The organism is Paenibacillus sp. FSL W7-1088, from assembly GCF_037969855.1.
GTDB lineage: Bacteria > Bacillota > Bacilli > Paenibacillales > Paenibacillaceae > Paenibacillus.
The window spans coordinates 2,499,197-2,512,477 of the sequence record NZ_CP150216.1; the positions used below are offsets into that span (position 1 = coordinate 2,499,197).

Annotated in this window: 10 protein-coding genes; 4 read left to right on the plus strand and 6 right to left on the minus strand. The window is 49.3% G+C overall.

The annotated features are described in order from the left end of the window. Positions 1–104: 104 nt before the first annotated feature. Positions 105–731: a GDSL-type esterase/lipase family protein gene (locus MKY42_RS11455; protein ID WP_179265192.1), complete on the plus strand. Its 627-nt coding sequence runs from the start codon at positions 105–107 to the stop codon at positions 729–731. A 121-nt stretch (positions 732–852) separates the two neighbouring features. After that, a complete protein-coding gene (locus MKY42_RS11460) occupies positions 853–1,908 on the plus strand; it encodes a phosphotransferase (protein WP_179265191.1) in 1,056 nt (351 codons plus the stop codon). Positions 1,909–2,083: 175 nt separating this feature from the next. On the opposite strand, the gene MKY42_RS11465 is transcribed toward MKY42_RS11460, so the two are convergent. The 3 genes from MKY42_RS11465 to MKY42_RS11475 form a co-directional block, all read right to left on the minus strand. Continuing rightward, positions 2,084–2,761 (minus strand): tetratricopeptide repeat protein, encoded by a 678-nt coding sequence (locus MKY42_RS11465; protein WP_063564693.1) that lies wholly within the window; start codon positions 2,759–2,761, stop codon positions 2,084–2,086. A gap of 17 nt (positions 2,762–2,778) precedes the next feature. Then, positions 2,779–4,767 carry a TetM/TetW/TetO/TetS family tetracycline resistance ribosomal protection protein gene (locus MKY42_RS11470; RefSeq protein ID WP_090895831.1) on the minus strand — a complete coding sequence of 663 codons (1,989 nt, stop codon included), beginning with the start codon at positions 4,765–4,767 and terminating at the stop codon, positions 2,779–2,781. 136 nt (positions 4,768–4,903) lie between these two features. After that, positions 4,904–5,785: an AraC family transcriptional regulator gene (locus tag MKY42_RS11475; protein WP_090895833.1), complete on the minus strand. Its 882-nt coding sequence runs from the start codon at positions 5,783–5,785 to the stop codon at positions 4,904–4,906. 200 nt (positions 5,786–5,985) lie between these two features. Here MKY42_RS11475 and MKY42_RS11480 point away from each other — a divergent pair, with 200 nt between their 5' ends. After that, complete coding sequence (locus tag MKY42_RS11480) at positions 5,986–7,503, plus strand: tagaturonate reductase (RefSeq protein WP_090895835.1); 1,518 nt, start codon at positions 5,986–5,988, stop codon at positions 7,501–7,503. Further along, positions 7,500–9,014: an altronate dehydratase family protein gene (locus MKY42_RS11485; protein WP_090895837.1), complete on the plus strand. Its 1,515-nt coding sequence runs from the start codon at positions 7,500–7,502 to the stop codon at positions 9,012–9,014. Before MKY42_RS11480 ends, MKY42_RS11485 begins: the two co-directional genes overlap by 4 nt. A gap of 109 nt (positions 9,015–9,123) precedes the next feature. Here the strand turns inward: MKY42_RS11485 and MKY42_RS11490 are convergent, their stop codons facing one another. From MKY42_RS11490 to MKY42_RS11500, 3 genes are all read right to left on the minus strand, one after another. Then, complete coding sequence (locus MKY42_RS11490) at positions 9,124–9,810, minus strand: hypothetical protein (RefSeq protein WP_256221975.1); 687 nt, start codon at positions 9,808–9,810, stop codon at positions 9,124–9,126. An 18-nt stretch (positions 9,811–9,828) separates the two neighbouring features. Continuing rightward, a complete protein-coding gene (locus tag MKY42_RS11495) occupies positions 9,829–10,800 on the minus strand; it encodes a WYL domain-containing protein (protein ID WP_179265186.1) in 972 nt (323 codons plus the stop codon). 412 nt (positions 10,801–11,212) lie between these two features. Continuing rightward, a complete protein-coding gene (locus tag MKY42_RS11500; RefSeq protein WP_339851107.1) occupies positions 11,213–13,240 on the minus strand; it encodes a beta-galactosidase in 2,028 nt (675 codons plus the stop codon). Positions 13,241–13,281: the final 41 nt, after the last annotated feature.

Consider the following 13,281-nt stretch of genomic DNA (forward strand, 5'->3'; position numbering starts at 1 on the left):
GTATGCCTACGGACACCATCCCGCGCCTTGTCTCCGTTCCTCTCATACGATATATAGGAATTGGATCTGGAATAGTTTATAACACAGCAGAGAGGGGCGGCGGGATGGTATATCGATATGTGGCTATAGGAGATTCATTAACGGTAGGTACAGGAGCGCTGCTGGGCACCGGCTTTGTTCCTTTATATCGGAGAATGGCAGAAACGAATGTGCGTACGTTTGTATCGATGGATAATTTGGGTGTGAATGGACTTACCTCAGGGGAAATGCTGCAGATGATATCCAACAATCCAAGAGTACGGCAATCGCTGCGTGAAGCGGATATTATTACGTTGTCGATTGGTGGCAATGATCTGATTCGTACATTCAAAGCGAGTGGCGGGATTCCAAATGCAAGTAAGATGACACAGGTGCTTGGAGATACTCGCAGTAACGTATCCCAGATTATGAGGCACATCCGGCAGTTGAAAGGAAACAGTGTATATATGGTCCGTACGATTGGGTTGTACAACCCGTATCCGCAAGCAGCGGAAGCTGCATATTGGGTGCGGCAATATAATTCCTTTCTGAATGGCGCAGGATCGGGGAACTATGCCTGTGCCCAGGTCTATGACCGGTTTGAAGGGCGAGAACGTGAACTGTTATTTTGGGACAGGGTTCATCCAAATGCCAAAGGCTATCGCGTGATTGCAGAACAGCTGAATCGCACAGGATACTATCCATTTGCCTGATCAGCAGTCCGTGAAGCTTAGCATGACTATTACCTCGGAGCCGACTAGACCGAAAGAAATACTTCCGTTAAGATGAGGACATATAGAGGTTGTATTATGTGAGATAAAGGAGTTATTTTTGGTGCACATCATCGATTCAGGTTCCCTAAAGGATTCAGAAAAGCAGCTCATATCCACCGTTTTATCCTCATATGGCTTCTCGTCCAACTGGAAAGCCCAGCGTGGAAAGGGTGGCATGAATAACTCTACCTTCATGGTAGAGATCAACGAAGAATGTTACGTGCTGAGGCAGTATGAAACGCATAATGATCAAATGAAAATTGCTTTTGAACATGAGGTGCTGTCTGCCTTGTCACGTTCAGAGTTTGAGCTTGATGTGCCTGTGCCCGTTAGCCTTCCTGATGATAAGCATGCAACATTTCTTGCGGTGCAGGATCGTTCCTCGGGCCAGAGCAAAATCGTGACGTTGTTCCATTATCGTGAGGGTCATAATCCTGTGTGGAATACACCCGAGCAGCTGAGTGGACTGGGCAGGGCGGCGGGCATGTTGTCTTCCGTTATGGCGCGCCTTCCTATATCCCTGTCTCCCGTTTATCCGCCCTATTATCAGATTCAGGAGGCTTACCCGCTCTGTTCGCCGAAGAAACTGTTACAACTATGCACCTCACCCCCGGATACGCTGATGGCATGTGCAGATGACCTGCAGAAGCTGAAGGAAGTATTGCCAGACTTATTCAATACGCTGCGAGGTATGGAGGATTTGCCGCATCAACTGGTCCATGGGGACTTAAATGCATCCAATGTATTGGCAGACTCTCAGGATATCATATGTGCCATTTTGGATTTTGAATTCGCCACATGGGATCTGCGGGTAATGGAGCTCGCTGTGCCCATGTCGGACCTACTGACGATGGACAAGGAGCAGGCATGGATGTGGGAGGCTTTGGAGGGACTGATCCAGGGATTCAGGCAGCAGGTCAGCCTGGAGCCAGAGGAGCTGAGCGTGATTCCAACGCTTATTTTGCTTCGAAGCCTGGATGTGGTGATGCATTTTATCAGTCGATTGTTCGAAGGTACAGATGAGCCTGAAGTGGCTGTACAGCAAATCAGGAAGCTGAGAGAACGGGTAGACTGGATGAAAGGTAATGAGGAACGGCTGCGTGAGCTGCTGATGTAGCTCTGCAACATGGGATGTATACCAAAAGTGCACTGATTTCCGCCTTGAGGCAAAAATCAGTGCACTTTGTATGTGGTGAAGTCGTTTATCCCGAATGGATAGATAGATGGATGGATGCGTACATTTCAAATCACGACATCCAATTCAATGCTCAATCTAACGTAACCAAACAGCTTTATAGTCCACGCTTGCGGAACCAGCTGCGTACAGCCCAGCGACGCTCCTGGCGCTTCTTATATTTGGGCAGGGAGCGATATACGTTAAGGGATTGCTCGTAGGCTTGCTTTGCATCAGCAGTACGTCCAAGAGAGCGGTACACCGAGCCGAGCAGATAATATGCTTCACTGGATGAGGAATGAATCTCCTGGAATTGCTGAACATATGCCAGCGCTTTGTCCCGGTGAGTATCCTTGAACGCACCTGCAAGTGTCAGATAAGGGCGCCCATATTTCACTCTTGGATTAATATCCAGTGCCTGCAAAATATGACGCTCGCCTTCTTCCGTTTGGCCCAGATGAAGTTCAGTTGTGCCTAGCGCCTCCCAATATTCGGCTGATTGCTCGTAAGGACGCTCCAGTTCCAGCAGCAAGGCATGAGCTTCGCTATAACGTTTGCGTTCAATCAACAGACGGGCCAGATCCAGCTTGGAAGAGACTTCATTCGGACTCATGGCAAGCTGCTGCCGAAGCCGTGAGATGTTACGCATGCGTTTAAGTGGCTTCATGAAGCTTGGCATCACCCCAACATAGCGACGATCCAGGAAATACAGAATGATGAGGAAAATAATAACTGCCAAGAACGGATTGCCTACAATCCGCCACAGCAGGCCAAAGATTAGAAATTTAATCAGCACGACAAAGTCAACTCCAATTATGATGTAATCGCATTTCGAACACTTAAAATATATTTGGATTGGTCCAGCGGGTTAACCCCTTTGCGTTTCCGCGTATGGGTCTGATCCGAAGGACAATCCTCGTACCCGGCAAAAGAAGTCGTGAGCAACCCTCGCCCGCTCGTCTCTGAGCGGAGTTTCACCGGATAATCCATGGAGCTTGCCAGAGGCATACGTCCTTCAACGATGCATCGCCCGCCTCCGATGATCGGGGCTTCAAAGGTTGCCCGCATATGTACTAGATCACTAAGCGCTTTGCCGCCGTACTCCTCCGGAACCGTTAACCGGAAATTCAGAATGGGTTCCAGCAGGGTTGTGCCTGTGCTTGCCAACCCATCCATGATCCCCATCGGCGTAGCTACCACAAAATCCAGTGGATGGGTATGCCAGACATGGTGCTCTCCTTCAATTAGCGTAATGCGCAGGTCGGTAACCTCCCAGCCCAACAACCCTTGAGATAGCGCTTCGGGAATGCGTCGCTCCACTTCATTCTGATATCGAAGCAGGAGATGATCCGTTCGGACCGTGGATGAGTAGATCAGACCACTGCCACGTGGCAAAGGCTCAATGCTGAATCGTAGAATGGCCCAGCAGGGCTTGGGCATCGTATACGCGATAAATCCTTCTCCGGAAGAAGCAGGAGTTTCCTTATAAATGACGGACGGCGGGTCGAATACGACATCCAGTCCGAAACGACTCATCAGCAGACTGGACAGAATCTCAAGCTGAATGGTTCCCATCACTTTAAGATGCAGTTCCCGTTCTTCAGGCAACCATTGCAAATCGAGCAGGGGATCTTCATCCGTCAGCTCTTGCAATGCCGCTACAAGGTCAGGGTAACGAGCCGTGTCTTTACCATGGACTTGCACAGTCAACAAGGGAACAGCCATCTGGGGTACAGGAGGCACACCTTCGGGGCTGCCAATAATATCACCAACATGGGTTTCGCTTAGTCCATACAGTGCGGCGATCTGTCCGGCATGAACAGCACCGGTATCTGCCCATTTCCGACCATCCATTCGGCGAATCTGAGTCACTTTCTCTTCCAGCTTCCGAGTGGAGTTATAGATCGTATCCCGATTATGCACGCTGCCACCATACATGCGAACATAGGCTGTACGGCCCATCGTTTTATCCCGTTCAATTTTGAATACAACCCCGGATACTGAAGGTTCTTGAGGTTGTGCGGGTGCAGGAAGAAATTCGATGATGGCATCCAGCAGCTCCGTTACGCCGATCCCTTTGCCAGAAGCACCATAACAAATGGGGAACACTTCGCCACGATGCACCTTTTTGCGAAATGCTTCATCTAACTGTTCAGCAGGAAGTGTTTCACCATTAATGTAGGCTTCCATCAGATCTTCATCGAGTTCGGCCAATAATTCAAAAAGCCCGGGGATTGATGAGGGGGGACCCTTTACTCGCTTTTGGCTCTCATTCCATAAGGAGTCAATGCCCTCGAACACCTCTTCATTCATACGAAAGGATTGGATTTCGCATACGAAGGGAGAGAGACTGGAGCGGACCTGATCGATAACCGTCTCAGCAGAGGCGCCAACCCGATCCATTTTGTTAATATAAATCAGGGTAGGAATTCCAAGCGAGCGGAGAGCATGCCAGATGGTCTCGCTTTGGGATTGGACCCCTTCCACGGCGGACAGAATCAGAACGGCTCCGTCCATAACACGCAGGGATCGCTCTACCTCAGAGCTGAAATCGATATGTCCCGGCGTATCAATCAGATCAATAATCGTATCTTTCCAGATCAAAGAAGTCATAGCCGCCTGCACGGAAATGCCTCGTTCCTTTTCAATATCCAGAGAGTCCGTTGCTGTTGTTCCGTCATCCACGCGTCCTGGAGTACGTACAACACCGCTTTGAAATAACATATGTTCTGTCGTTGTTGTTTTCCCTGCATCGACGTGTGCGAAGATGCCGATATTTCTGCGATTCAATTCGTTTAACATGGGATGTAAGGCTCCTCTGGCAGCAGAAACGCATCGTTTCCGACATTGTAATTCAGTATTATAACATACCACACGAATAGTATGGAAGAATATGTTACACACAGACAAATCTCTACAGTTCAGGATGTCGTGACAATCACGTTTGATCCTGATTCTTCATGGTTTTACGGTAGGCAGCGGGTGTGGTGCCCGTCAATTTCTTGAATTGTCGATAAAAATGGGGTAGGCTCTCAAAGCCGCAGGCATCGGCAACAACGGCCATCGTCTCATTACTTCGCAGCAGATGCTCTTTCGCCATAATGACCCGGCGGGCCAATGCATAGTCCGTTAGCGTCATGCCGGTATACCTTTTGAACGCACGGCTGAAGTGAGCCGGGGATACGGCAGCCTTACGGGCCAGTTCCGGCAAGGAAAGGTTACTGCGCAGCTCTTCATCCATATGAGTCAGCGTATAGGAGAGCCAGTCGGGTCCAGGAACAGTTCTGGCAGGACTTGCCGGACCGACTGCCTCCAATCGCTGCAGATAAATGAGTAAGAGCTGCAACCTCAGCAGAGCGGCGTGGGCACTCAGGTGATGTTCTAATTGGAATTCTGCATGGATGTCGTCTATAAGCGCAGCCACCTGGGCTTGTTCCTTGGCCTCCAGATGCCTCTTGTACACTCTGCGTTGGCGGCAGCGTTCAAACAGCGAGAGCATGGCTGAAGCATTGCCTCCCGCTGTGGAGGCCAATAATCCTGGACTGAAGAACAAGGCCGACGAAGTCACCGGATTCCCGGCATCCGGCAATGCACGATGCACCGTGCTGCCAGGGATGATGAACAAATCACCCTCCTGCATGTCTTCAAGACCGGTATCAATAAAAATGGTGCCCTGACCCCGATATACATAGATAATTTCATGCCAGTCATGAAGATGATCCGGCAACTCGTTCTGGGGGGACTTGGTATCTGCATACACCAGACGAAAGGGAATCCCCGATTCCGCCTGAATGGTTGTACGAACGGGCGAACGTTCCATTCGATCTCCTTTCAAAACAGTGCTTACAAAAAGGGTTACATCTGATCATGAAAGAGTACATTTACCGCAATATAAGCAATTAAATTTCCTTTTATTGATGATACAATGAATTTAAAGCGTTTTCAATGGAAGTGTAAGCGGCTGTGTACCGTACAGCGGGGCATCTGATGTTGATAAATCAAACGATGAGGTGAGTGTTCATGTCGGCGAGCACGAAAAGACCAAGGCTGAAGCTGAATTTGCTCGGAAGCGATAGCCAGCGCAAGTGCAAAGAAGTGATGGAACGTCCCGTAAAGGTACTACAGATTGGAGAAGGCAACTTTTTGCGTGGGTTTGCAGACTGGATGCTTCATGAGAGTGCCAGACAAGGCAAATTCCATGGCAGTGTTGCGGTGACCCAGCCTCGGCCTGGGGGAAAGGCAAAGCTGGAACAAATTCGTGATCAGGACGGATTGTATACGATGATTACCCGGGGGCTGTCACAGGGAAAAGCGGTGGAACGTACGGAATTGATCTCCATTTTTTCACAGTGTATTAATCCGTATGAAGAATGGCAGAATTTTCTGAAGCTTGCGGAATTGCCCTCCCTGGAGTTTGTCATCTCCAATACAACCGAGTCGGGATTGAAATATACGTATGCAGAATACACACAGGGTGAACCTGTACAATCATTTCCGGGTAAACTGACGGTCTTCTTGCATCAACGTTATCTGCGCTTTGATGGGGACCCATCGCGAGGTTTGATTCATCTGCCGTGTGAGTTGCTTGAGGGCAACGGGGATGTTCTGCGCAGTTGTGTGCTGCGTCATAGTGAAGATTTTGGGTATTCTGAAGGCTTCCGTTCATGGGTTGAGAACCATAACTTATTCCTGAACAATCTGGTTGACCGGATCGTGACGGGTGCACCGACGAAGGAAGAAGCCGATTCCCTGACCAATCGCTGGGGATACGAGGATCAACTGGTCAATACGGCTGAACCATATCATTTCTGGGCCATTCAGGCAGATGAAGCCCTGGACAAGAAACTCCCCCTGAAACAGGCAGGATTGAACGTACATTGGGTGAAGGATTTGAAACCTTTTCAGCTGCGCAAGGTTCGTATTCTGAATGGTGCTCATACCCTCATGTCTTCGCTTGGCATTTTGCAAGGCAAGGAACTGGTAAGAGAGACGATGGAAGACCCGCAGTTTGGCTCATGGGTCAGAGAAGCGGTACATCAGGAGATCATACCTGCGCTGGATATGCCCGATCATCATTTGGATCAGTATGCAGCCGAAGTGTTTGAACGTTTTCTCAATCCGTATATTAATCACAAGCTGCAAGATATTGCATTAAATACAGTAGGAAAGTTCAAGGTTCGTGTACTGCCTACCCTTTTGGCCTATGAACAAAATCAGGGGACTTGGCCTGCCCGGCTCGTAAAGGGATTCGCGGGATTATTGTGTCTGTATCGTCCAGTGGCTACGGCGGATGGTTATATGGCACAGCGACTGAACGGTGAGTCCGTCCTGCTTCGGGATGATGCCGATGTATTGGCTTCACTCGCCAAGCATTGGGAGAGTTATGATCCTCTGAATAGGGAGAAGCAGCAACTAGAACAGAGTGTCGCTGCTGTATTATCGGATGTATCCATCTGGGGAGACAATTTGGATGATCGAGAGGGGCTTCGCGAAGCTCTCATTCGCGAAATTGGTTTGCTGGAGGGTGAGAGTTCATGAACACAACACGTACAGTCAATGACTGGATTGCGATTCAACCGCAGGATGATGTTATTATAGCCCTTCGGGATTATGTAAAAGGGGAAAGCATTACCCTGCCAGACAGCAGCTCTTTTACATTAAGGGATGATGTGCCCAAGGGCCATAAAATTGCTGTGCACACCCTCGCCCCGGGCGCGGATGTGATGAAATATGGTTTTTCCATTGGGATTGCCAAAGAACAGATTGAGCAGGGGAGCTGGATTCACAGTCACAATCTGAAAACAGGACTTCACGGATTACTTGAATATCAGTATCAGCCAGGACCACCTGTTCAGACGGACATGCCTCCAGAACATCTGCGTTCATTTAATGGGTATTTGCGCCCTAACGGTGAAGCAGGTATCCGTAATGAAATCTGGATTGTAAATACGGTCGGATGCATTAATAAAGTATGTGAGGCTTTGGCTCGGATGGGCCAGTCACAGTTCGGCAGCAGGGTGGATGGTGTTTATCATTTTCCGCACCCGTTCGGCTGCTCGCAGCTGGGAGATGACCTGAAATATACGCAGCAGGTACTGGCTTCCCTGGTGGAACACCCGAATGCCGGCGGTGTACTGGTCATTGGTCTGGGTTGTGAAAATAATCAGGTTGACCAGTTCCGCGAATGTATCGCACCGGAATACCAGGGGAAGGTCCGTTTTCTCAAAGCGCAGGAAACGGATGACGAGCTTGAGGAAGGACTGCGTCTGATGGAAGAGCTCGTGGAGCTCGTCGAACATGAACAGCGTCAGCCGCTGCCCCTGAGCAAGCTCAAAATTGGATTGAAATGCGGCGGTTCGGACGGTCTGTCCGGGATTACGGCGAACCCGCTCGTTGGCTCCGTTGCGGATATGCTGGTTGCTGCCGGAGGTACGGCCATATTGACCGAAGTTCCCGAGATGTTTGGTGCAGAGACCATTCTGATGAATCGGGCGGCCAATGAGCAGGTATTTGATGATTTGGTAGACTTGGTGAACGGTTTCAAGCAATACTTTGTGAACCATGGTCAGAATATATATGAAAATCCTTCACCAGGGAACAAAGCAGGTGGAATTACCACACTGGAAGAAAAGTCTTTGGGATGTACGCAAAAGGGAGGGCGTTCTTCCGTAGTTGATGTGCTTCGTTACGGCAAACGTGTCACTCAAACCGGCCTGAACATCGTGGAGGCTCCGGGGAATGATCTCGTGTCTGTTACGGCACTGTCTGCTGCGGGTGCGCACATTGTTCTTTTCACGACAGGTCGCGGAACGCCGTTTGGAGGCCCGGTACCTACCGTTAAAATTGCTACCCAATCCGACCTTGCTAATCGAAAAAAACACTGGATTGATTTTAACGCAGGTCAACTGCTGGAAGGTAAGACGATGGAAGACGTGAAAGTACAGCTGTTCAGCCAGCTGATCGATATCGCTTCAGGGCGGGCGCATACGCTCAGCGAGCAGCATGGATTTCGGGAAATTGCCATATTCAAGGACGGAGTCATCCTCTAATTGCGCTCGTTCGCTGCTTTATACCTGTTGCATGAATGGTAAACGTATATACAGCAAATCCCGGCGGCCCTTTTCGGCTTCCGGGATTTGTCGTTCTAAGGCATTTCAATCATTTTATCGCAAAGGCTTTTTTTATTTTGGTCAGGGCGGCAGCAGAAGCGTGCTTCTCCAATTGTTGTACCAGGAGTTTGCTCGCGTCTGCAACGCTGCCCTCAAACGGTTCAATACCTTGACGCTTCATCCAGTAGCCTGAGGTTTCATAAGCAGAACTGTTCCAAGCGACCTTGCCTTCAGCGAGCCCTTCTTTTTCTTTGGTGCCGCAAATCACTATGGCGCTAATGCTTTGGAGATCCAGCAGCCCTTGGTCAAATGCCTTTTTGTCCTCTTTGGCCCCGAAACCCGCCTGTGAACGCAGCGTCCGTCCATCGATCCCCTCTTGCGTTTCAATTATTTCATACAGTTTGAATGCTTCTCGAGAGAGCAATCCCGCATCATACTGTTCCTCCATGACTCTGGAGTCCGCTAGCAGCCGGTGCACCCATGGGAAATACTCGCGTGAGACGAGAATTGCCTTCTTTTTAATGAATTTTCCATAGGCGGCGATCCCTTCCTCAGCCAGACGTGAACGCCATAACCAGGGATCAAGCGCGTTATCCTTATGCCAGTTTTCTTTAGGGGTTATGGAGGACAGTGAAGGATATTCAGGGAATAAAGGGGCGAGTGGGAGAAGTCCCACAGCCTCTATTCGCTGCACAGCTTCTTCGTAAGTTACGATAGATTCATTCTCATTCATCATGAATTTGCAAGCTCCTTTTTAGCGTGTGCTACAACGATTATTGTTGGAAGTCAGATACATCTGGCATACTTCCTCGGCATGTTTGCGAATCGCGCAGCGAAGGTCCTCAGGTTCGAGTACTTCTGCCTCACGTCCAAGTCGATAAAAGAATCGCACGGCCCAAGCCCACTCGCCAGGAGGGCAGAGAAAAGACAGTTCCCAGACATCCGGAGCAATCTCGGTCATCCGTTCGCCAATATGCTTGTCCTGTTCTGCCTCGATCATTCCGCTGTAACTCAGACGTGCGGTAACGCGCGTTGGAGAGCGCTCAGGAGATTGAGGTTTGCTGCGCTGTCGCTGTGCCTGTTCTGCCAGCTGTTGTGATTCAATCAGCTCAACCGGCGTAACGTCCAGAATACGGTCTGCCCTGAACAGGCGCTCTTCACCATGCTCCTCCGAATACGCTTCACAATACCAGAAACCGGCAGAAGCATAGATTCGAATGGGGCAGATCGTAAGCCAGCGTTGACGGGAAGCAGAGCGGTATAACATACGCAGCCACCCTTGTTCCGGGATACAAGCCAGAAGCGGTTCCAGATGACGAAGGATGTAGTTCCGCTGGGGAACATCATGCTTCAGTTGTTTGAGCATGGGATCCATCCTTGCCTTGACATCCTCAGGAATAATGCTTTTGATTTTGTCCATTAATGTCCAGCGTTTCTCTTGAAAAGGGGTATCTGCATAATGGCTTAGGCCTTCGAGAGCAAAGATGAGAGTAGCTGCTTCAACCGGGTCCAATTGCAGTGGGGGCAGTACATACCCCTCCATAAGTCTGAAGCCGCCTCCGGGACCGGAGATGGCAATGATCGGGACATTCATCTCTGAAAGTGATTGGATATCCCGCAGGATGGTACGGCGGGAAACTTCAAACTTCTCTGCAAGTGAATGTGCCGTTTCGTGACCGTGCTGCAATGCCATAACGATGGCGGCAAGCCGATTTGTTCTATTCATGTCAGCCACTCCGTTTCGAGGGTTGCGCCGCCGGAAAGGATGCTGGAGTGTTTCTCTCATTGTAGCAGTGTATAAGTGACATCATGGCTGTCACCAATATTTCGCAGCATTATATTATTTATTTAATATAGCGCTGAGCCTGCATACCAAGGGCGGCTTCCTGTTCCCGGCGGGGCGTCGTTAATTGTGTGTCTCGTCCAATTCGCTTCGCTTCTCGGTATTTCCTTCTAACCAAGAGCCTCACAAATAATGACAAAAAACCGTATCCGGTCTAAACGGATACGGGAAGTAGCAGATTGAAACAGGTTCATTCATATAATACTTCAAATTTTAACAATTGACACCCTTTTAAGCGGCAAACATAGATCAATGCGATTTCCATGTAACATGTTGTATCATCAATTTTCGAATATTATTTCATTTCAAGGAGCTGCACACCGCGGCCTTCAATCTCGATCGTACCTGAAAGGGAGCGATCTGTGAGCAAATCACGAGCCTCAGTTTCGCCCAAATCATAGGATTGAGCGGTAGCATTGTGATTCATGACAAACAGGTACTGTTGTCCATCCTTGGTACGAGCAGTCACTTCAACTCCTTCCGGAGTATGCAGAAGAGAGTCAATATTTTTGGCTGCCGCCAGTTGTCCCAGCAACCCGTCCAGGAATCGATCTTCCGGATCGGAAGCGACATACCAGGCTTCACCTTGACCAAACGGGTTACGCGTTACCACAGGCATGCCTTTGTAGAAGTCGTCTCCATACTCGGCGATGATCTCTGCACCTTCACTGTGCAGCAAGTCACACAACATGCCACAACCATATTCTCCTTGAAGATCGCCATAAGCCTCTTTCAGGACAATGCTGTTTTTTTGCTCCGGCAGCAGGGCATCAATTTCTTCAACCCAGATACCAAGCAGTTTGCGAAGTTCGCCAGGATATCCCCCGGTTGTTACGATGTCACTTTCATTGACGATACCACTGAAGAAGGTTGTCAGGAATGTACCGCCTGCTTCAACGAACTTCTCCAGTTTGGCTGCAAAGCCTGGTTTAACCATATACAGTACTGGAGCGAGCACAATATCGTATTTGCTTATATCGGTATCCACACTAACGATGTCCACCTGAATGTTGCGGCGGAAGAAGGCAGCGTAGTATTTGTGAATTTGATCTACATAGTTCAGTGCAACGGTAGGTCCGCTGGATTTCTCGATCGCCCACCAGTTATCCCAGTCAAACACAATCGCCACTTTGGCATCTACAGCAGCATCCAGCGTTTTGTCGCCCAGCAACTGCAATTCTTTGCCCAGCTCCGCGACTTCCCGGAATACACGGGTATGCTCATGTCCTACATGTTCAATGACTGCACCGTGATATTTCTCGCAGGCGCCAACAGAACGGCGGAGCTGGAAGAACATGATCGTATCCGCGCCATGGGCAACGGACTGGTAGCTCCACAGACGCATAACGCCGGGGCGTTTCAATGAATTGTAAGGCTGCCAGTTCTGCTGGCTAGGTGTCTGCTCCATGAGCATGAACGGCTGTCCGTCCTTTAATCCACGCATCAGATCATGAGCCATAGCTGTGAAACTGACCGGAGTCGCAAGACCCGGATAGCTGTCCCAGGAGACGATATCCATATATTTGGCCCATTTGAAATAGTCCAGCTGTTTGAAGAATCCCATCAGATTGGTCGTAACGACCGAATCCGGGATATGTTTTTTGATCGCATCATATTCCAGACGGTAACAATCGAGCATACTGTCGGAGTTGAAGCGGGAGTAATCAAGCGAGATGCCCTGGAACGTGGAATTGTTGTCACCCCAGTGCTCGCTCAGATTGCTTGGCAGTACAATTTCATCCCAATCGTAGAATGTATGCCCCCAGAAATTAGTGTTCCATGCTTTGTTCAGCTGCTCCAGGGTCTGATAACGTTGTTTGAGGTATACACGGAACGCTTTCTCGCAGTTATCACAATAACAATCGCCGCCATATTCATTGGAGATATGCCATACAAGCACAGCAGGATGATCCTTGTAACGTTCCGCCAGCTTGTCTGCAATCTTCTCGGAGTATTTGCGGTAGGTAGGGCTGTTCGGACAGGAGTTATGCCGTCCACCGAATTTGCGTTTACGTCCATCGGCATCCACACGCAGTACATCCGGGTATTTCTTCGCCATCCACGCTGGATGGGCAGCAGTGCTTGTCGCGAGGCAAATGTAAACGCCGCTTTCATAGAGACTGTTAATTAACTGGTCGAGTCCTTCAAAATGATAAGTGACTTCATCAGGCTGAATCAGTGCCCATGAAAATACGTTGATGGTCGCAATATCAATACCTGCCAATTGGAACATGCGCAGATCTTCAAGATGAGTCTCATGATCCCATTGCTCAGGGTTATAGTCGCCGCCGTAGAACATTTTGGGTAACTTGCTGCTAATCAAATGTGTTCACCTCTTGTATAAGAATAAATCTATACTATATG

Excerpts from the sequence above, each read along its gene's own strand:
- MKY42_RS11455 (WP_179265192.1), top strand. The coding sequence starts at position 105 with ATGGTATATCGATATGTGGCTATAGGAGATTCATTAACGGTAGGTACA.
- MKY42_RS11470 (WP_090895831.1), bottom strand. The coding sequence starts at position 4,767 with ATGTTAAACGAATTGAATCGCAGAAATATCGGCATCTTCGCACACGTC.
- MKY42_RS11475 (WP_090895833.1), bottom strand. The coding sequence starts at position 5,785 with ATGGAACGTTCGCCCGTTCGTACAACCATTCAGGCGGAATCGGGGATT.
- MKY42_RS11480 (WP_090895835.1), top strand. The coding sequence starts at position 5,986 with ATGTCGGCGAGCACGAAAAGACCAAGGCTGAAGCTGAATTTGCTCGGA.
- MKY42_RS11485 (WP_090895837.1), top strand. The coding sequence starts at position 7,500 with ATGAACACAACACGTACAGTCAATGACTGGATTGCGATTCAACCGCAG.
- MKY42_RS11490 (WP_256221975.1), bottom strand. The coding sequence starts at position 9,810 with ATGATGAATGAGAATGAATCTATCGTAACTTACGAAGAAGCTGTGCAG.
- MKY42_RS11495 (WP_179265186.1), bottom strand. The coding sequence starts at position 10,800 with ATGAATAGAACAAATCGGCTTGCCGCCATCGTTATGGCATTGCAGCAC.